Here is a 20,302-nt window from a genome sequence, read left to right as displayed (position 1 = left end):
GCGACGGGCTGCGTTCGCTGCCGCACGCAACGGCGTAATCCGGCGCTTGTGAATCCCGACATGTGCCCGATCTGCATCTGGAACCCACTTAGGAGGAACGAGTCATGACCGCCATCGACCAATACGCCGCCTCGCAGCGCGCCCATTCGACACCCGATCCCGAGGTGCCGCCGCCGCAGCCGGAAAAAGATCCGCCACCGGACAATATGCCGGTGCCGGACCAGGCGCCGATCGAAGAACCGACGCCGAAGGCGCCCCCACTGAAGGTCTGAGCGGTAAGCCGGCGGCGTTATTACGGGCGCGGCGGCTGCTTGGGCTTGCCGTGCCCGCTGTCGTCCGGCAGCGGCGGAATGCTTTTGATGGCCTCGTCGGTCTCGCGCTGACCCGGCGAGCGTTCGCCGCTGCCGATGTCGGCTTCGTCAAGCATATGGCCGCCTTCTGCGGCATGGTCGTCGCCGTGTGGTTTGGTTGGTTGATTCATCATGGACTCCGTGGTTGACTGAAACCCATGCTAGCAGCTTGACGCCGGGACCGGCGCGCGGTGGACGGCGCCGGAAAGCGTGGCGATCGTTGCTCGACAGATACAAATTTAAATGTTTGTGTTGAGCGTCACACTGCCGTCATGAAACTGTTCCTATAATTTAGTCATGTCATCGTTTTTCGTTCACGGAGAGCATCATGGGCAATTCCTTACACAACAAAATCTACCTCGGTCGTCGTCGTAGTGTCGTGTTGAGCACGAAGCGTGTCCAAGCCCTGATTTGCATCGCCGCCTTCGCCAGCATCGGCCTGGTGTGGCTAGCGATCCGGGCGCTGTAAAGCAGTCCATTCCGCCATTGTTCGGGTGGGGGAGCGTTTCATCGGAAACGCATTGGCGGCGCATTTTCTTGCCGTCATCCCGCCGGGCGCGTACCATGAGGGCCGCAGCAGTCTCTTATGGAAAAAATGGCAATGAAGAACGAGAAATTAACGCAGGACGAATACAACGCGCTGGACGAAGTCAAACGCGGCATCAAAGGCGAGCGCGTCAGCGCTTGCGTCGGTCGCAACACCAAGCGCCTGGCCGGCATCAAACTGTTCACCATCGCCAAGAACGGCCGCATTTCGCTCACCGACAAGGGTGAGGAAGTGTTGTTCCTGCGCCGTTGCATCCTGGGCTTGCGCGCCATCGAGGCCGATCCCGCCAGCCCGCTCGACGCCGACGTGGCCCTGTTCCTCGGCAAAAAATCCCACATCGTTCCCCGCGCCGAAGGCGGCTTCGAGCTCAGTGACAAAGGCCGCGAATCGCTGGCCGATATCGCCAATCAAGGCTTGTGATCAAAAAAACGCTCCGCTGGAGCGTTTTTTTTGATGTATTGTAGTAATAAATGAGCAACTGGCGCAAATGAGAGCCCGCATCCCGTGATGAGAGTCGAGACCCTTCGGAAATTCAGAAAGCTGTTTGGCGTACTGGTGGCCGCCGTCGCCGTCGCCTTTTTGATTGTCTTGCTGGGTATCGGGCACGTCCTCAACCAGAGCCGCCTGCGCTACTATGCCTCCGCCGACGAGACCTCGCGCAACCTCGCCATCACGCTGGAAAAATTCCTCAACTCGCATTTCCTCGAGGTGGACCTGGCGATGCGCCGCGCCGGCGTCGAGTTCCAGGCCATGCACGCGGCGGGGCGCTTCGACAACGACAAGTTCAGCGCCTACCTGCGCTCGCTCAAGGAGCGTATCCCGCAGGCCGACGCCGTGCGCGGCGCCGACGCCGCCGGCCGCGTCATCTACGGCGAGCGGGTCGATCCGGCCAAGCCGCAGGACCTGAGCATCCGCGAATTCTTCCAGCGCGCCAAAAGCGAGCAGGAGCTCATCATCGGCACGCCCGCCAGGTCGCGCATCAGCGACGAATGGGTGTTGCCGCTGGCGTTTCCGCTCACCATGCCGGACGGCGGCTTCGGCGGCGCCGCCTATGTGCTCATCAACAGCGCGCGCCTGACGGCGGCCTTCGCGGCGCTCAATATCGGCGAGCGCGGCGCCATTGTGCTGCTGGACAACCGCAAGCGCGTTCTGCACCGCTATCCGGAAGCCGAGGACATGCTCTTTGGCAGCACCATCAAGGTCAACGCCATCACCCAGCGCATCATGGACGGCAAGGCGGACCGTGGCACGTACACGGTCATCAGCCCGCGCGACAACCTCGAGCGCACCTTGAGCGTCTCGCGGGTGGGCGCCTATCCGGTCTACGTGGTGGTGGGGCTGGCCAGCGACGATTTCCTGGCGCCGTGGCGCAAGGAGGTGCGCAACGCCGCCATCTTCGCCTCGCTGCTGCTGATCCTGGCAGCGGCTTTGCTGATGAGCATGCGCTTCGGCTTGCGCAAGCAATTCCAGTCGGTTGAGCAGTTAATTGAAAACAAGCAGGCCTCGCAAGAATTGTTGACGCAGCTGACGGCGTCGGAGTCGCGCTGGCGCTCGCTGACCGAAGGCTTGCCGCAGATGGTGTGGACCGCCACGCCGAGCCTGCGCGTCGATTTCCTCAGCCACCACTGGGAAGAGTTCAGCGGCATTCCGCCCGAGCAGATGCTGGGTGACGACAACTGGGCCAGCGTGATCCACCCGGACGACATCGCCGCGATGGCGGCGGCCTGGCGCCAGGCCAGCACCGAGGGCACCGAGTTCCGCTGCGACTGCCGCATGCGCCGCCGCGACGGCGTCTGGCGCGTGTTCGACAATCACGCGCTGCCGCAGCGGAATGCCGACGGCGTCATCGTCAGCTGGGTCGGCAGCAGCACCGACCGCACCGAGTCGCGCGCCTCGCGCCTGGCGCTGCAGCAGGCCAAGGAGGAGGCGGTGCAGGCCGGCCGCGCCAAATCGGAGTTCGTCGCCAACATGAGCCACGAGATCCGCTCGCCGATGAATGCCGTGCTGGGCATGCTGCAACTGCTGCAGCAGACAGAAATGAGCGAGCGCCAGCAGGACTACACGTCCAAGGCCCACTCGGCCGCCAGCGCCTTGCTGGGACTGCTCAACGACATCCTCGACTTTTCCAAGGTGGAGGCGGGCAAGCTGGCGCTGGACCCGCATCCGTTCCGGCTCGACAAACTGTGGCGCGACCTGGCGGTGATCCTGTCGGCCAACGTCGGCAGCAAGAATATCGAGGTGCTGTTCCGCATCGATCCGGCGCTGCCCGATCTGGTCGTCGGCGACGGCCTGCGGCTGCAGCAAGTGCTGCTCAACCTGGCCGGCAACGCCATCAAATTCACCGAGCACGGCGAGGTCCTGGTGTCGGCCAAGCTGCTCGCGCGCGACGGCAAGCGCCTGTCGATCGGCTTTGCGATCCGCGATACCGGCATCGGTATTTCCGAGGAACAGTGCCGGCACATCTTCGACGGCTTCTCGCAGGCCGAGGCCTCGACCGCGCGGCGCTATGGCGGCACCGGACTGGGCCTGGCGATCAGCCAGCGGCTGGTGGCGCTGATGGGCGGCACGCTCGGCGTCGACAGCACGCCGGGCAAGGGCAGCGTGTTCGATTTCACCATCGAGTGCGAGGCGGCGGAGCAGCAGCCGGCGCGCGAGGCGCAGCCGGGCGCGCAACCGTCCGACGAGCTGATGCGCGACCTCAAGTGCCTGGTGGTCGATGACAACCCGGTCGCGCGCGTGGTGTTGAGCGAAATGGCCGGCTCGTTCGGCTGGCAGGTGGATCTGGCGGCCAGCGGCCAGGAGGCGCTGGCCGCCGTGTCGGAACAGGTGGCGCAGCAGCGCGCCTACGATGTGATATTCATCGACTGGCGCATGCCGACGCTGGACGGCTGGGAAACGAGCTGCCAGATCCGCAAGCTGGCGCCGTCGGGCAAGATGCCGCTGATCGTCATGGTCACCGCGCACGACCGCGAACTGCTGGCGCAGCAGCACGAGGATTTGTCGCCGGTGCTCGACGGTTTCGTGGTCAAGCCGGTCACCGCCTCGATGCTGTTCGACGCCGTGGCCGACGCCCGCATGGAGCGGCGCGCGCCGCTGTCGCAGGTGTCGGTGCCGTCGAAGCAGCGGCTGGCCGGCTTGCGGCTGCTGCTGGTGGACGACAATCCGGCCAACCAGCAGGTCGCCAGCGAGCTGCTCGGCAACGATGGCGCGCGGGTCGAGGTGGTCGGTTCGGGCCCATTTGCGATCGAAGCGGTCACGCGCGGCGGGCCGATGCCGGACCTGATCCTGATGGATATCCAAATGCCGGAGATGGACGGCTACGAGGCGACGCGGGAAATCCGCCGGCTGCTGGGCGCGGGCGCGCCGCCGATCGTCGCCATGACCGCCAACGCCATGGCCGCCGACCGGGTCGCCGCGCTGGCGGCGGGCATGGTCGACCACGTGGGCAAGCCCTTCGACCTCGCCCAGCTGATCGAGGTGATCCTCAACCATGTGGGGCGGGGGGGCGCGCCGGCTGCCGCGGTCAGCGTCGTCTCCACCGACAGCGGGGCCATGCCGCTGCCCGAGGCCGGTCTGAACAGCACCGCCGCGCTCAAGCGCATGGGCGGATTGCAGCCGGTCTATCTGATGGCGCTGCGCAGCTTCGCGGGGGAATCGGAGAAGCTGGCAGCGCAGTTGCAGGAGGCGCGCGCCGCCGGAAATGCGCAGGCCGCGTTGCCGGTGCTGCACACGATCAAGGGCCTGTCCGGAACGGTGGGCGCGGACCGCATGGCGGCGCTGGCGCAACTGGCGGAAGCCGCCCTGAAGGAGGGCGCCTCCGCACGCGCCTGGGATCAGCTCGGCCTGGTGCTGGACGGCGTCCCAGGCTTGGTCGGCGATATCGAACAAGTAGTACGCCAGCTGACTCCGGCGACAACGCGCACTTGAGCATCGACTCAAACAACGATTTTTATATCAATAAACCAGGGAGCAACAATGGAAAAACCAATGACGTGGTCGGCCCACGAACTGAGCATGACCGTGCTGATGACCCCCGACATGGCCAACTTCTCCGGCAACGTCCACGGCGGCACCATCCTCAAATATCTGGACAGCGTCGCCTACGCCTGCGCCAGCCGTTATTCCGGCAGCTACGTGGTGACCTTGTCGGTGGACCAGGTGATGTTCCTGCAACCGATCCACGTGGGCGAGCTGGTGACGTTCCTGGCCTCGATAAACTACACCGGCCGCACCTCGATGGAAGTCGGCATCCGCGTGGTGACGGAAAACATCCAGCAGCGCCTGGTACGCCACGCCAACAGCTGCTACTTCACGATGGTGGCGGTCGATGCCAGCCGCAAGCCGGTCGAAGTGCCTACCCTGGTGCCGGAGACGGAAGAACAGAAGCAGCGCTGGGAGCAGGCGCTGCTGCGCAAACAGTCGCGCCAGATGGTGCACGATGGCGCGCGCAAGGGCTGATAGCCGAAGCGCGCGATGCATCGCTTACTGAGCATCTTTTGTCTGTTGGCCCGACTTAAGCAGAGCCATCCATATGAACGATGAATATGACCTGTTGCCAAGCATCGGTTTTACACGTACGCCCGGTGGGCTAAATAACGGAGAAAAACATGTTTCGAGTTTTGCTTGCCTGTCTCTTGATGTTCGGTACCGCTGCAAAGGCGGGCAATATCGAGCGCGACCTCGATGCCATCGTACAAAGCTACGGTAAGGTCGGCATATTCGCCGGCGCGGTGCTGGTGGCGCATGACGGCAAAATCGTCTACGAAGCGGCCATGGGGTTGGCCAATCGCGAGACCAACGTGCCAAACCGCGCCGACACGCGCTTTAACATCGGCTCTATCGGCAAGACCTTCACCTCGGTGGCCATCTTGCAGCTGGCCGAAGCGGGCAAGCTGAAACTGAGCGACCCGATCTCCCGCTTCCTACCCGATATCCCTTACGCGGAGAAGGACACGATCACCATCGCTCACTTGCTGAACCACTCCGCCGGCACCGGCAACTACATGGCGCACAAGGACTTCGCCGCGAACAGGGGCAAGCTGCGCACAATTGACGCCGTCCTGCCTATGATTTACGACCAGCCGCCGAGCTTTGCGGCGGGCAGCCGTTTTCAGTATTCGAATTCGGGCATGGTGCTGCTCGGCGCCGTCGTCGAAAAAGCCAGCGGGCAGTCCTACCGCGACTACTTGCGCGATCATATTTTCAAGCCTGCCCGCATGACTGACAGTTCGCTTACCCTCGAAGACGAGCCACTGCCTAACCGCTCTATCGGCTATACCCGCAACGGCGACGGCAGCATAACCGCTAACGTGGACTCAGTACCGCCGCCGTCGTCCGATGGCGGCATGCGCACGACCACTCGCGATATGCTGCGCTACGATCAGGCGCTCAAGGGAACGGCGTTGTTGTCGGAAGCGAGCAAGGCGGCCATGTGGACCCCTGTGGGGCCGGACAAGGAATATGCCTTCGGCTGGGAGCGCAAGAGCGCTTTCGGCGACACCGTCATCGGCCATAATGGCGGTGCGCCCGGCATCAACGCGGTGTTCCGCCGCTACCAGGGCAGCGGCTATACGGTCATCGTCCTTTCCAACACGGGCATGGGAGCAAGCGGCGTTGCCGAAAAGATCGAGGCACGCCTGTACGGCAAACCCGTGCAACTGGCCGTGCAGGCCGATTCCGACATGATGCTAGCGCTCGATCTGGTGATGCGCGGCGACCTGCGTGGCGCTGCCAGGCTGTATGACCGCAATCCGAGCCACGCACCGTCGGTGTACCAAGCTGCAAGGACCCGCATCGACGGCGGCTATGAAGCCGCCGAGGCGATAGCACTGCTGGACCGCTACCTGCGCTTCGACGCCGCAGTCCAGGTGGCGCCTCCCGCTGGTGCCTGGTGGCGCAAAGGCATGGCATACGAGCAGCTGGGCGACAAGGCCAAGGCGCGCGCGAGCTATATGCAGTCGCTGGCGCTCGATCCCGCATTCGACATGGCCAAGCAGGCGCTGGCGAAGCTCGATACGCCAGAGGCCTGATGCCAGGCGTGGCTGGGGCGCGAATCGGGCGGCGCCCACCGCCGTGCCTGCATGCCAATTCGCAATCGATCGCGCATGCAATGTGCGCTTCGGCCGACTCCGGAGCGCTTGACGGCCTTGTTCCGCAAGGTATCGAACACGAGCACCTGCGGCGTATTGGGTAGCATTGTCGACATCGTTTGTCGTTTTTCGGAGTTCAAATGATGGCCTTCTACGAGACTCTGCAGCGGGCCGCGCTGCGCCTGTTTTTACTGTCGTCATTCCTCGCCTTGAGCGGCTGCGCCGGCCTGTCCGTCACGGACCAGCAGAACATCGCCGGCAAAACCTATGTGATCACGGGCGCATCCAGCGGCTTCGGACGTGGCGTCGCGCTCAGGTTGGCTGGCATGAAGGCCAATGTGGTGCTGGCCGCGCGTCGCACCGATGTGTTGAACGAGGTCGCTAACCAAGCGCAGGCGGCCGGCGGCACGGCGCTGGTCGTCACCACCGACGTCTCGAAACCGGACGACGTGCGCAGGCTCGCCGGTGCCGCCGTGCAGCGCTTTGGCCGTATCGACGTCTGGATTAACAACGCGGCCGTCGGCGCGATCGGGGCCTTCGATACCGTTCCCGTCGAGGACCATGCGCGCGTGGTCGACGTCAACCTGAAGGGCGTGATCTACGGCAGCCACGCGGCGCTGCGCCAGTTCCGCAAGCAGCGCGCGGGTGTGCTGATTAACATCGGCTCGGTCGAGAGCGAAGTCCCGTTGGCCTATCACGCCTCGTATTCGGCGACCAAGGCGGCGGTGCTAAGTCTGGGGCGTGGCCTCAACGAGGAACTGCGCCTTGCCGGCCTGCGCGGTCCGATCGAGGTGGCGACCGTGATGCCCTGGGCGACCGACACGCCGTTCTTCGAGCATGCCGCCAATTACACCGGCCGCACCGCGCGCGAGCCGGCCATGGATCCGCCGGAGAAGGTGGTCGAGTACATCGTCTACACTTCCCTGCATCCGAGCGAGGAGGTGCCGACCGGCTGGAAGGCACGCGCGGCGATTTGGTCGCACCACCTCGCGCCGGACCTGACCGAGCATGTGTCGGCCAACATCTCGCACACATCGCAGATGGAGCATGCGCCTCCGACCCAGCCGCCAACCACCGGGTCGCTGTATGAGCCGATGCAAGGCGGTACCGGGGTCGATGGTGGCGTGCGGGCGCGCATGGAGCGCGAAGATGCGGAGCGTCAGAAGGCCGCGCAGCGGCAGTAAGCTGCGCTGACCACCTCGATTTCCTCCTCGTCCTGGCGTGCCCAAGAAGAAATCAGGTCATGCGTTGCTCAAACTGTTACTCAGCATCGCAGGCGGCGGCACTAGCGCTTTCATAGCTGGTGCGTCATATTCTCGGGTTGGGACGACATCGACCGGGAGCAAAGCGTGGAGAAGATTGGGCAGGATTTATTGGCGTTGCAGCGGACACCGTTGGCGGAATCCCACATTGCCGCGATGCGCAAGGCGGGCACCGAAGTCCTTTACCTCGCCGGCACTGTGCTGGTCAGGCCCGGCGACCCGGTGGAGACGTTTGTTTACGTCGAAGAAGGCGAGATCGAGATCGTCGACGCCTTCACCGGAGAGCGGCTGATCCCCGCGACCCTCGGACCGGCGCAGTTCATGGCGGAGATCGCCTTCCTCGCGGGCGGCAGCTGGTCGATGGCGTTTCGCGCTGCCAGCGATACCAGGGTAATCGAGGTGCCCCGCGCCGCCATGCTGGCGTTGATGGCGCATGTGCCCGAGATGTCGGACATTATTATCACCGTGCTTGCCGCGCGGCGCCGCAAGCAGCTGGAGACCGGACTCAGTTCCTTGGTGCTGATCGGCGAGGAATCGCACCGGGATATCCGACGCATTGCCGAGTTCGCGGCGCGCAATCGCGTTCCGTATGCTGCCCACGCGCTGGGCAGTGCCGAAGCGCACGCAGTGGCGCTGAGCGCCCGCGCCGACCCAACCCGGCCCGCTGTGATCTTCGGCAAAGACATGGTCATCGCCGATCCGACGCCGGAGAAGATTGCGCGGTTGATCGGACTGAATCAGGATCTCATCAACGACGAGGCCGTCGATGTGCTGATCGTTGGCGGCGGCCCGGCGGGCGTCTCGGCAGCCGTCTACGCCGGCGCGGAGGGACTGAGCGCGCTGGTGGTCGAGGACATCGCCATTGGCGGTCAGGCCGGCACGTCCAGCCGGGTCGAGAATTACATGGGTTTCCCGACCGGCATTTCCGGCGCCGACCTGGTCTGGCGCGGCCAGGTGCAGGCCATGAAGTTCGGCTCGCGCTTCGCGATGCCGCTGCGCGTCGAGGCATTGGAGAAACTGCCAGACGGCAGTTTTTGCGCCACGTTCAACAACGGAAAACGGATCCGGTCCAATGCGGTGGTGATCGCCACGGGCGTGCAATATCGCCGGCTGCCGATCGAACGCCTTGCCGAATTCGAAGGCGCGGGGATTTACTATTCCGCCACCGAGAACGAGGCGCGCTACTGCCGCAGCACGGAGGTGATTGTCCTCGGTGGCGGCAACTCGGCCGGACAGGCGGCGATGTTCCTCAGCCGCGTCGCCGCGCGTGTCCGGCTGCTGGTGCGGGGAAACTCGCTTGCCGCCTCGATGTCCAGCTACCTTTCCAGCCGTCTTGAGGCCGATCCCGCCATCACCATCGACTACGGCGCCCAGGTCGTGGCCGTGCATGGCGAGGAGCGCATGGAAGCGGTCACCATCCGTCGCGGCGCTACCGACGAGACAGTCGACACCTGCGCCATGTTCGTGATGGTCGGCGCCATGCCGAATACCGCATGGCTTGCCGATCTGGTGCAGCTGGACCACAAGGGCTTCGTGCTGACCGGCGCGGCGGTGCGGGCCGCTTCCCCGTACGCGGCCTCCTGCCCGGGCGTGTTCGCCGTTGGCGACGTGCGTGCCGGGTCGGCCAAGCGCGTCGCCGCGTCCGTCGGCGAAGGCTCGGTGGTCATCTCTGGTGTCTGGGATTACCTCAACCGCGCGCTGAGCGCATCCTGACGACGTATTGGTACGTAAATTGAGGAAGGTAGCTTGATGGCCGATTCTAGCCTGGGGCAAACGCTCGGACCCGTGGTCGTCCTGATGGGGGCGGCGGTAATTGCAGTGCCCTTATTCCGACGGCTCGGCCTTGGATCGGTACTCGGCTATTTTGCCGCCGGCATGCTGATCGGTCCATCGGCGCTCGGTTGGGTGGCGAACGCGCAGTCCATCATGCACATCTCCGAGCTCGGCGTGGTGATGTTTCTCTTCGTCATCGGACTGGAGCTGCGTCCGCATAAGCTGTGGGCGATGCGCAGCCAGATCTTCGGCCTTGGCCTTGCGCAAGTCGTTGCGGCCATCGGCACGTTGACGCTGACCGCCTATGCCATTTTTGGCTTCGCCGCGCCAGCCGCCTTCGTGGCGGGCGCAGGCTTCGTTCTGTCGTCGACCGCCGTCATCATGTTGCTGCTACAGGATCGCGGCGAGCTCTCCAGCACGGAGGGGCAGAAGGCCGTATCGATACTTCTGTTCGAGGATCTGATGATCGTGCCGCTCCTGGCCATGGTCGCCTTGTTGTCGCCACTGGCGCAGGAGCGGGCGGGATGGCCCGCTATGTTTGCCGCCCTTGCGGCCCTGTTGTCGCTGCTGGCGCTGTCGCGCTGGGGTCTTAACGCCTTCTTCGCTTTGCTGGCTCAGGCGCGAACGCGCGAGGTGTTGACGGCGGGCGCCTTGCTGGTCGTGATTTGCGCGGCGCTACTCATGGAGTCGGTCGGCTTATCGATGGCGATGGGGGCGTTTCTGGCCGGCGTCATGCTGTCGAATTCCAGCTACAGGCATCAGATCGAAAGCGATATCGAGCCTTTCCGTGGCTTGCTGATGGGACTGTTCTTTCTCGCGGTGGGCATGTCGCTCGACTTGTCGATTGTCGCGGCGGAATGGCCCTTGCTATTGTCCCTGCTGTTGGCGTTCATGCTGGCCAAGGGGGTTGGGGTGTACGCGATAGCGCGCGTGTTCGGGGCAGGCCGGCACCAGTCCCTGCATCGCACGTCGATGTTCCTGCAAGGCGGAGAATTCGCCTTCGTGCTGTATTCGGCGGCGCTGTCGGCCGGCATTTTCGATGCCAGAACCAACGCGCTATTCGCCACGGTGGTCATCCTGTCGATGGCGGCCTCGCCGATTTTGATGCTCGCCGCAGACCGTTTGTTGCGGCAGGAAGTCTCGATGGACGGGGTGGAAAGCGCCAGGGATTTGAACGGACGGATGCTGGTCATCGGTTTTGGCAGGTTCGGCCAGATCGCTTCCCAGATTTTATTGTCCAGTGGCGTCAAGCTCTCCGTCATCGATAAAGATCCCGAGCGTATCCGTGATGCGGAACGCTATGGCTTCAAGGTATTTTTCGGCGAAGGTACCAGGCTGGCGTCGCTGCGGCACTCCGGTGCCGCCGAAGCCGATGCCATTATGGTGTGCGTCGACGATCCCACGGCGGCGCTACAGATCGTGCAACTGGCGCAACGGGAATTCCCGCAGGCCAGACTGCTGGTGCGTAGCTATGATCGTGCCCATGCAATCGAACTGATACGCGCGGGAGTGGATTATCAAATCCGGGAAACGGTCGAATCAGCCTACCTGATGGGCGCGGAAGGCTTGCGCGCGCTGGGCTACTCACAGGCCGGCGTGGAGGAGGCTGCTAACGATATCCGTCAACGCGATGCCGGGCGACTGTCCGAGCAAGTGCATGGCACCCCGATGTCGGGTCTGGACCGGCTGCATTTCCCCATCATTCCGGAGCCGTTGCACCAGCCATCGGTGCCGAAATCCCATTCTAAATAAATCGCAGGTGTCACGATGCAAAATGATATCGTCAAGGTTGACTCAGCGAGCCATCCGTCCGCTCCCGCGCAAGGCATGGACATAGCGGCCAATGGCCATATCATCCACGTGCTCACGCAGGGGCGCGGACCGGCCGTCCTGTTTTGCCACGGATTCCCCGACACTGCCGAGACCTGGCGGTGTCAAATGCAGGCCGTGGCGGCGGCCGGCTATTGCGCGGTGGCGCTCGACCTGCGCGGCTTCGGCAAAAGCTACGCGCCCGCTGATATCGATCTCTATACTTCGCTGCACGTGGTGGGGGATTTCGTCGCGGTGCTGGATGCGCTGGGCATGGAAACAGCCGTGCTGGTCGGGCACGACTGGGGTGCGGATTATGCGCAGCGTGCCGCCGTGATGCGCCCCGACCGCTTCCGGGCGATCGTCAGCCTGAGCATTCCATTCGCGCCGCGCGGCGAGATCAGTCTGTGGGACCAGTTGCGCCAGCGGGGTCTGGAGCGGCGTTATTATTCCATAAGTATGGTCGAGCCGGACGCGGGCGCACGCTTCGAACCCGCCGCGACTTCGATTCCGGCCATTTTGTACTGGCTTTCCGCCAGTCCACCGTCCGGCCAGCGGTGGGATCCTGTCAATCCTGAATTGCACATGCTGCGGCCGGCTCCCGCCACCGTGCCGGACTGGGTCGACCAGACTTACCTTCAGCGCACGATACGCGCCTTTGAACACAGCGGTTTCGACACGGGTCTGAACTATTACCGTGTCGTGCAAAAGACGTTCGACCTGACCGCCACTTTCAAGAACGCGCTGATACATCAGCCTTCGCTGTATATCTGGGGTGCAGCTGATGGCTTATGCAGATTCTTTCATCCCGACGGCCCGACGCTGGAAGAATCCAGAAAGGTCCAGCCAGGCTTGATGGACATCATCCGCCTGGACAATGCAGGACACTGGATCCAGCACGAGGCGGCAGATCGGCTCAATGCCGAACTGATCAAGTTCCTAAAAGCGATTGAATCCAAGTAAAGCGGAGGTTTGAACATGTTGGAAACTGCAATTCGGGAGGGCAATTTGGCGACGGTAACCGGTCTGCTGCGTACCGGCGCCAATCCCAACGGGCGCAATGCACAGCAGCTCACGCCGCTGATGATTGCCGCCGGGCTTGGCCAGTCGCAGATGGTGGAACTATTGCTGACCGCCGGCGCGGAAGCGCAGGCGCTGGAACCGCGCATGGGGGCGACAGCGCTGCATAAAGCGGCACAATCGGGCAATGCCGATGTCATCGCGCTATTGCTCCGGCATGGCGCCTTCATCGATCAACAGTCGCCGATACTTGGGCACACCGCTTTGATGGACTCGGTGTTGCACAAGCAGGAGGAAGCGGTTTGCGCGCTGCTGGAGCATGGCGCGAAGACAGCAATTCGCAGCCATACGCAGCAGACGGCACTGGACCTGGCAAAATCGGACGGCCTCGACGCGATCGCAAACCTGATCGAAGCTCGCAGCGCTGCGGATGGCGAGCGGACGAAGTCCTTTCCCTGGATCGCCGCGATCAAAACAGGGAATATAGACGAGGTGATGCGTTTAATCGCGGCGGGCAGGACTCTTAACGAGCGGGCGCCGTCAGTAGGCGGCCTGGACGATGGCTATACCCCGTTGGGGCTGGCGGCGCGCGAAGGACAGACGGAAATCGTCAGGCTACTGCTGAATGCCAACGCGGACATACGCCGGGTGACCGGGACAATGCGCGGCACGCCAGTCCATGAGGCCAGCTACTTCGGCCATGCCGACGCGTTGCGCGTGCTGACGCAGGGCGGCGCGACAAAAGCCGAGCTCGATGCGCAGGGCCCCTACAACGGCTACACGCCTTTGCACGACGCGGTATGGCACGGCCACCTGGAGGCCGCGCATGTGCTGGTGGACGCTGGAGCGCCGCTTGATTTGAGGTCGGACAGCGGTCTCACGCCACTGGCGCTGGCGCAGCGCTATGAATATCACGACCTGGCGCGATTCCTCGTTCATGCGGCCTCGCTGCTACCGCGTTGAGAGTTAACGTCCACGGGAACCAATGAGAATTCTGCTGGTGGAAGAAGAGGCCGTATTTGCCAACACGCTGCGCGGCGCGCTCGAGCGCGAAAAATATGTTGTCGACCATGTCGGCCGGCTGGCATTTGCCCGTGAGGCATGCCGCGCGAATGCGTATGACCTGGTCCTGCTGGACCGTAACCTGCCGGATGGCGACGGACTGTTGTTGTTGCCGGTCTTGCGGGCCGCGATCCCGGGCCTCCCCGTGATCGTGTTGACCGCCTGTGGCGACGTGGCCGATCGCGTCATCGGCCTGGACGAGGGCGCGGACGACTACCTCGTCAAGCCATTCGCGCTCGAAGAGCTGTTCGCGCGCATCCGGGCGGTTCGGCGCCGTCCTGCGCAACTTGGCGTTGTGGAAATCCAGGTTGGCGCGCTCACCTTCGATATCGCCAACGACGAGGCAAGCGTCGCCGGCGTCCGGCTCACGCTTGCCCGTCGGGAGCTCCGCGTTTTGGCGACGCTCATCGAGCGCCGCGGACGCACGGTGTTGCGCGAGTCGCTTGAGCGAAGGGTGTACGGATTCGATGATGCCATCAAGTCGAATACGCTCGATTCCCACATCTCGCGCCTCCGCCGCAAGCTGGCGGCGGCGCGCGCGGACATCGAGATCCATGCCATCAAGGGTGTCGGCTACCTCTTGCAGGCGCGGCGGTAGCCGTCCGTCGGCCCGCTAGGCGGTGGCCCGTGATCGTCCAACCGCTGCAATTCGATATTGTGTTGTTGTTCCGGCCTGCACGGTTGAACAGGCCATGATGACGCAATCCCGAACTGTTCTACTGGGTTCCGTGGCGAGGCCCTCGCCAGCGACCGCCAGGTCGCGTACCGGATTTTCAGGATGAAAAGGACATATAAATGAAGGAATTCAGTCTCCGTCGGACCTACCGCGTGAAGCCGCAAATACTCAGAGCGGCGTCACTATCGGCGATGGCGCTAGTGCTCGGCGCTTGCGGCGGTTCGCCCGACACCGAACGCCCGCAGGAGCCCGGGACTGTTCCAGAAGGGCTGGCGCGCTTCTACAGTCAGCGGCTCGATTTCGGGTCTTGTGATGGTTACGCCACCACCAGTGCGGACGCCATCGCCTTCGCGAACAAGGAGTTCAAGTGCGCGCGGCTCGAAGTACCGCTCGACTACGCTAACCCGGGCGGAAGAAGCGCTCGGATCGCACTGCTAAAGGTGACGGCGAAGGGCGGCCCGGGCATCCGGCTCGGCTCCCTGTTGCTTAATCCCGGCGGCCCCGGCTTTTCCGGCATGAGCTACGCGACCACCGTGGCCCGCGCATCGGGTGATAGTCCGATTACCGTGCAGTTTGATCTGATCGGGTTCGACCCGCGGGGAGTAGGCGCATCGACACCGGCGCTGGATTGTTTCACGGACGCCGAACGCGAGGCCGGCGCGACGCTCTCCACGCTCAACTCCGGGGTCGAGGACTATACCGAGGAAGGAACCCGCCAGTTATACAAGCAGTGTGCCCAACGGTCGGGCGGCGAGGACGTGCTGGCCCACGTCGGCACACGTGACGTGGTCCGCGACATGGACGTTCTGCGCGCCGCGCTCGGCGATCAAAAGCTCACCTTCGCGGGCAGCAGCTACGGTACGCGGCTCGGTGCCGTGTACGCGGAAATGTTCCCCCAGAACGTCAGGGCCATGGTGCTTGACGGCGCCGTCGACCCCACCACCGGCACCGCCGCGCGCCGGCTTGTGCAGTTCGCGGGCTTTCAACACGGTTTCGATAATATGGCCGCTTTCTGTGCCAAGACACCCGGATGTCCCCTTGGCGCCGATCCCAAGCAGGCTACCGCCGCTTTTCAGCAACTGCTGCAACCGCTGATCGACAAACCGATCACCGGTGCGGACGGCCGTAAGCTCACCTATACCGCAGCGCTGAGCGGTTTGGTTCTCCCCCTTTATAGCGAGCAGGGCTGGCCGGCGGTGGTGCGGGGCATTGCCGACCTAAAGGCCGGAAACGGTAAAACTCTCATGGTTCTGCGCGACCTGGCCCAATTTCGCAGTCCTGACGGAAGCTACGGCAATGGTTCCGAAGCGCAGCTGGCGATCGAATGTCTCGACGAAGAGCGCCATACTCCAGCGCAGGAGAGCGCGATCAAGCGCGCCGTGTTCGACGTCGCCCCTTTCCTGGCCACCGGGCGGCCGGTTCAGGCCCGCGATCTGTGCGAACACTGGCCCGTTAAACCTACGCTGGGCTACCCTTACGCCCAAGCTATCAAAGGTCTGCCCAAAACGCTGGTCGTGTCGGTGACGCGCGACCCGGCCACGCCACACGAGGGCGGTATCAGTTTGGCCAGGTCCCTTGGCGCCAGTCTGCTCACCGTCGAAGGTGAACAGCATGGCGTGGCCCTCATCGGCGGAAACGCTTGTGTCGACGGCATCGTCGCCGACTATCTCATCCACCTCAAATCTCCCGACCCTGATCGTCGCTGTACGCTGTAATCAGGCGCGAGCGCAGGGTGAGCCGGGAACAGCTGCCGTCCGGCGTTTTTCCCGGCTCTGCGCGAATTAACCGGCGTTGGCTGGAACTGGCGTGTTGAGCAGTTGCTGTTCCCAGATGTAGGCGATGCCACTACCACCACCATGCTGCTTGAGCACTTCGGTGATCGCGCCAGCTGAATCGCGGGCCCAATCGCGTTGCCATTCCGCCGCCAGGGCCATCCATGTCATCACGTTCACGCCAGCGGCGACCATGCGCTGAATGGCAATCTGATGTGCCTCGACAGAGACGCCGCCGGATGCGTCGGTGATGACGGTAACGTCCCAGCCTTCGCCGACGGCCTGGATCGCTGGCATCGCCACACACACTTCGGTCCACAGACCAGCGAGGATCAATTGTTTGCGTCCCGTGGCCTTGACCACGTCCACGACGTTGGGGTCCTGCCAGGTATTGATGAAGGTACGGTCGATGATTTCCTGGCCCGGGAAGACATCGGTAACCTGGGGAAACAACAGTCCACCCCGGCTTGCGACCACCGTCGTCAGAATGGTGGGAACATTAAAGGCTTTGGCAGCCTTGGCTAGACCAACGGTATTGTTAATTACCATTTGCGGCTCGTGGCTGTTGAGGTTCGCAAGCTGGTATGGCTGGTGGTCGATCAGCACGAGGATGGAATCTTCAGGACGAAGGAGGGAGTTAAGGCCGTTACGAAGAGTCATTATTTTTCCTAAGCTGCTGGGGTGAATGAAAGTTTTCGCCAGGCTCCATGCGCTGAAACATGTCCACTAGCGAAGTGAATTATGCTGTTGCGAATAACCGCGCGGTAGCCCCATTTCACGACGAGGTGTCCTTCATTGTCCGGAACGGTATCTTTGGTTAGGCCCGGCCGTGGGTTCAGAGTTCAAGCAAGCCTCGTTTGATGGCGATCATCACGGCGTCTGTCCTATTGCTGGCACCGAGTTTGCAGAATAGATTTTTCAGATGGACTTTCACGGTATTTACTGCAATTCCCAGCAATTCACCGATGGTTTGATTCGTAAGGCCCCGCGCCACGCACGCTAACACCTCGACTTCCCGGCCGCTCAATTTCGGTGCGAGATCAAAACACAGATTTTCCACCAATCTGCGATCGATCCACCTTTGGCCGGCAGAGACGGCGCGAATTGTTTCAATTAACTCAGAAGTCGAGATATTCACCAGGAGAACCGCATAGGCGCCCGCCTCGATGAATTTTTTGATAGAAGTTCCATCCTGACTGGACGTTAATATGATTATTCGCATCGCTGTATCGGACGAACATATTTTTTTCAAGGTCGCAGTTGCAAAGGTTTCCGGATTGCAGACATCGATAATAACGATATGGGGCTGCGACCGGGTGTTAAATTCCAGCAAAGCGCTCTCGCTGTCAATGTCACCGATGAGATGCATCGCCGGTTCTGCGGAGATAATACTCACAAGGCCATGCCGCATCACCGGTCGGTCGCTGACCACCAAAATTCTTGTATTTCGCATGCTGTCAGGAGATTAGGCGAGGCGCGCGCCTTCCGCTGGATCAAACATGGAGACAGCCCCCATGACCTTCGATAGCGGTACTTCGTCCTGCAGCACGTCCCAGTGCTCGGCGAGCATTCCGTTCTCGATCCGGAACAAATCGACCACCACTTGCGGTTCCTCCGCCCAGCCGCGAATACGTCCGTGCAGGGCAACCAGGTCCCCCTCGGCGACGATGAGGCCGGGTTCGTAGTAGACCGCCTCCGACAGATTGGACACCAACTTCCGCAGCGCGTCGCGCCCTTGCGCAATGTTGGGGTTGTGCTGCACGTAATGGGGGGCGTAGAAGCGATCCACCGCCGACGCATCACGTCGCTGGAAGAGTGAGAGCATTGCCTCGAGCACGAGCGCCTTGTTGCGCTCGGGGCGATGATCATTCTCGACATCGGCTGGGCGGATAACCTCGAATGTCCCCGTCATCCGCATAAACTGACCGTTGGTCAGGGCCGCGTGTGAATGGATCAGGCCACGATCATAGTCCTGGACGTTCGTCACCGTGGCGCCATCGTGCTCTTGCCAGCTGACCGCGAAAAGACTGTTGCCCAAGGGGACGACATGTGTATCGACCACCTCGGTTCTGGCAAACGGTCCTTCCTTAATTTGGAACTCCAGTTGCGTTACCGACAGGAGCTTGATGTTGACTTTAAAGCTTGGGTAAGTGACGTCGATCTCTATGCCGACAGGGAAATTCTCTAACGTTGGTTGCATGTTTTTTTCCATAAAATTGTGGGGTGGGCATCGTGTCGATTCTGATTATGCTGAGTTATCACTGGATGCGGTAGTGTCATTTCAAGACACGCTGTGGGGCGAAATCAGGAACGCGAATGTCACTCCGTATTAACTATCTGTTCCACTTTGAGCGAAGCAGTATCTCGGGTGCCGATACTGCCGCGGCGTAGGGGCGATGATATTCTGTTGAGTAAGCCCGAAGACGTATTTACGCGTTATCAACTTACATTGGAGAAGCAAATGCGAGCAGTAACTGTAACGGCGGAAGCCGGCGAGAAACGTCTATCGATTGTCGAATGCGACCCTCCGGAATCGACGTCTTCTGAGGTGACAGTCGCCGTTAAGGCCTTTTCACTTAATAATGGCGAGATCCGCGGCGCGCTGGCAGCACCTGCGGGCTATCGGCCAGGATGGGACTTCGCCGGGATAGTCGAGTCCGCCCCGACGGGATCGCCGTTCACACAAGGAGACCGCGTGGCAGGCCTGAAATTTGAAGGAGCTTGGGCCGAACGAGTCGTTGTGGCGCCGCGCTTGCTGGCGGCGGTTCCCGACGAGGTCAGCCTCGAAGTCGCTGCAACGTTACCCGTCGCGGGCGTGACGGCGCTGCTCGCCTTATCGAAAAAATCCGTGGGACGCGCGCAAAAGGTCCTGGTGACGGCGGCCACTGGCGGTGTTGGGATGTTCGCCATTCAGCTTGCGGCAGTGGCCGGCGCCCACGTGACAGCTTACGTTCGAAAGGAAGCCGACGCGTCGTTGTTGTCCAGCCTGGGTGCGGATTGCGTCGCTATCGGCGAGGACGAGGCGTTGCGGCGGGGGCCATACGATTTGATACTCGATGGGGTGGGGGGGCGATTCTTAGGGACTCTGCTGCAATGCCTGGCCCCCCGCGGCGTGTGCGTGCAGTTCGGCGACGCCGGCGGCGAGGAACTGACGACGTTCGATGCGAAGTTGTTCCGTTTGGGTTCTGGCGGCGCCTTCGGCGGAACGTCGCTTTACGGCTTCTTCCTGATCGAAGAGCTTACCCGCGACGAGAGCGGCGGCGCTGGTCCACACCTCGACCAGCTCCTCTCGCTACTGCGGACGGGATTGCTGACGTCGATCATCGATCGAACACAATCCTGGCATGACATTGACGAGGTAGCGCGTGCGCTGATGAAGCGCCGGTTCAAGGGCAAGGCTGTCCTGCGCATTGATTGAACAGCGCCGGCTTGAATTGCTCCGGAATCAGCCGGTGACTTCTGCCAACTCGAACAGGTTACCGAACGGGTCGGCGAAGAACGCCAGTTTGCGACCGACCACCGGCAGCGAGAACGGCTCGGCGACAATCCGCACGCCGCGACGACGCAGCTCGGCAGCGGTCTCCTCGACATTCGCTACGTTGAAACAAGTGTGGTGGTAGCCGGCCAGCCGCAGGCTGTCGTCCAAATCGCTCCATGACGGCTTCGGCACTGGCTGCGGCGTACCGTCGCCGATGATCTCAATCATGAACTCGTCGTCGGCGGGCGCCATGTAAGCGAGTCTTAAATCCTCGTGCGGCCAGATATGAACCACGCGGAAATCAAGTTTTTCGATGAACCAAGTCACGCTCGCATCGAAGTCCGGGACGCGCATGCCGACATGATTTCCGCGTAAGGTGGCCAGCGCTGCCGAGGGATTGCGGGGTGGAAAATTTACAATGCTCATGGTGTGCTCCTATGCTGTGGGATAGCCTGCGGATACGC

At 62.4% G+C, this 20,302-nt stretch carries 19 protein-coding genes; 14 read left to right on the top strand and 5 right to left on the bottom strand.

Translation table 11 applies throughout. From position 1 onward, the window contains the following. Positions 1-104: 104 nt before the first annotated feature. Entirely contained in the window at positions 105-272 is a 168-nt protein-coding gene (locus tag NHH73_21240; GenBank protein ID USX25117.1) for a hypothetical protein, read from the top strand. 20 nt (positions 273-292) lie between these two features. Here the strand turns inward: NHH73_21240 and NHH73_21235 are convergent, their stop codons facing one another. After that, entirely contained in the window at positions 293-481 is a 189-nt protein-coding gene (locus NHH73_21235) for a hypothetical protein (GenBank protein USX25116.1), read from the bottom strand. 197 nt (positions 482-678) lie between these two features. Between NHH73_21235 and NHH73_21230 the strand changes: the two genes are divergently transcribed. From NHH73_21230 to NHH73_21175, 12 genes are all read left to right on the top strand, one after another. Then, a complete protein-coding gene (locus NHH73_21230; GenBank protein ID USX25115.1) occupies positions 679-819 on the top strand; it encodes a hypothetical protein in 141 nt (46 codons plus the stop codon). A 132-nt stretch (positions 820-951) separates the two neighbouring features. Further along, a complete protein-coding gene (locus tag NHH73_21225) occupies positions 952-1,317 on the top strand; it encodes a hypothetical protein (protein ID USX29668.1) in 366 nt (121 codons plus the stop codon). An 87-nt stretch (positions 1,318-1,404) separates the two neighbouring features. Continuing rightward, positions 1,405-4,824: a response regulator gene (locus NHH73_21220; GenBank protein USX25114.1), complete on the top strand. Its 3,420-nt coding sequence runs from the start codon at positions 1,405-1,407 to the stop codon at positions 4,822-4,824. Positions 4,825-4,872: 48 nt separating this feature from the next. After that, entirely contained in the window at positions 4,873-5,355 is a 483-nt protein-coding gene (locus tag NHH73_21215; protein USX25113.1) for an acyl-CoA thioesterase, read from the top strand. 149 nt (positions 5,356-5,504) lie between these two features. Further along, complete coding sequence (locus tag NHH73_21210) at positions 5,505-6,926, top strand: serine hydrolase (protein USX25112.1); 1,422 nt, start codon at positions 5,505-5,507, stop codon at positions 6,924-6,926. A 200-nt stretch (positions 6,927-7,126) separates the two neighbouring features. Beyond that, positions 7,127-8,170, top strand: coding sequence for an SDR family NAD(P)-dependent oxidoreductase (locus NHH73_21205; GenBank protein USX25111.1), 1,044 nt, complete (start codon positions 7,127-7,129; stop codon positions 8,168-8,170). A gap of 165 nt (positions 8,171-8,335) precedes the next feature. After that, complete coding sequence (locus tag NHH73_21200) at positions 8,336-9,961, top strand: FAD-dependent oxidoreductase (GenBank protein ID USX25110.1); 1,626 nt, start codon at positions 8,336-8,338, stop codon at positions 9,959-9,961. Positions 9,962-9,997: 36 nt separating this feature from the next. Next, positions 9,998-11,773, top strand: a complete 1,776-nt coding sequence (locus tag NHH73_21195) for a monovalent cation:proton antiporter-2 (CPA2) family protein (GenBank protein ID USX29667.1) — start codon at positions 9,998-10,000, stop codon at positions 11,771-11,773. A gap of 15 nt (positions 11,774-11,788) precedes the next feature. Next, positions 11,789-12,793 (top strand): alpha/beta hydrolase, encoded by a 1,005-nt coding sequence (locus NHH73_21190; GenBank protein ID USX25109.1) that lies wholly within the window; start codon positions 11,789-11,791, stop codon positions 12,791-12,793. Positions 12,794-12,808: 15 nt separating this feature from the next. Then, positions 12,809-13,813, top strand: coding sequence for an ankyrin repeat domain-containing protein (locus tag NHH73_21185; protein USX25108.1), 1,005 nt, complete (start codon positions 12,809-12,811; stop codon positions 13,811-13,813). A gap of 22 nt (positions 13,814-13,835) precedes the next feature. After that, entirely contained in the window at positions 13,836-14,510 is a 675-nt protein-coding gene (locus NHH73_21180) for a response regulator transcription factor (protein USX25107.1), read from the top strand. Between the two features lie 197 nt (positions 14,511-14,707). Continuing rightward, positions 14,708-16,303, top strand: a complete 1,596-nt coding sequence (locus NHH73_21175; GenBank protein ID USX25106.1) for an alpha/beta hydrolase — start codon at positions 14,708-14,710, stop codon at positions 16,301-16,303. Between the two features lie 66 nt (positions 16,304-16,369). Here the strand turns inward: NHH73_21175 and NHH73_21170 are convergent, their stop codons facing one another. From NHH73_21170 to NHH73_21160, 3 genes are all read right to left on the bottom strand, one after another. Continuing rightward, positions 16,370-17,020, bottom strand: a complete 651-nt coding sequence (locus NHH73_21170) for a hydrolase (GenBank protein ID USX25105.1) — start codon at positions 17,018-17,020, stop codon at positions 16,370-16,372. A 175-nt stretch (positions 17,021-17,195) separates the two neighbouring features. Continuing rightward, on the bottom strand, positions 17,196-17,756 hold the full coding sequence (locus tag NHH73_21165; GenBank protein ID USX25104.1) for a response regulator transcription factor: 561 nt from the start codon (positions 17,754-17,756) through the stop codon (positions 17,196-17,198). Between the two features lie 69 nt (positions 17,757-17,825). After that, the gene (locus NHH73_21160) at positions 17,826-18,560 is read right to left on the bottom strand and encodes a nuclear transport factor 2 family protein (GenBank protein ID USX25103.1); all 735 of its coding nucleotides are present in this window, start codon (positions 18,558-18,560) and stop codon (positions 17,826-17,828) included. Between the two features lie 207 nt (positions 18,561-18,767). Between NHH73_21160 and NHH73_21155 the strand changes: the two genes are divergently transcribed. Then, the gene (locus NHH73_21155; protein ID USX25102.1) at positions 18,768-19,778 is read left to right on the top strand and encodes a zinc-binding dehydrogenase; all 1,011 of its coding nucleotides are present in this window, start codon (positions 18,768-18,770) and stop codon (positions 19,776-19,778) included. A 27-nt stretch (positions 19,779-19,805) separates the two neighbouring features. Here NHH73_21155 and NHH73_21150 read toward each other — a convergent pair whose 3' ends face one another. Beyond that, the gene (locus NHH73_21150; protein ID USX25101.1) at positions 19,806-20,264 is read right to left on the bottom strand and encodes a VOC family protein; all 459 of its coding nucleotides are present in this window, start codon (positions 20,262-20,264) and stop codon (positions 19,806-19,808) included. Positions 20,265-20,302 lie beyond the last annotated feature (38 nt).

Source organism: Oxalobacteraceae bacterium OTU3CINTB1 (assembly GCA_024123955.1).
Taxonomy (GTDB): Bacteria; Pseudomonadota; Gammaproteobacteria; order Burkholderiales; family Burkholderiaceae_D; genus Rugamonas.
Note: the sequence above shows the minus strand (reverse complement) of the source record. Positions and strands in the feature narration are given on the sequence as shown.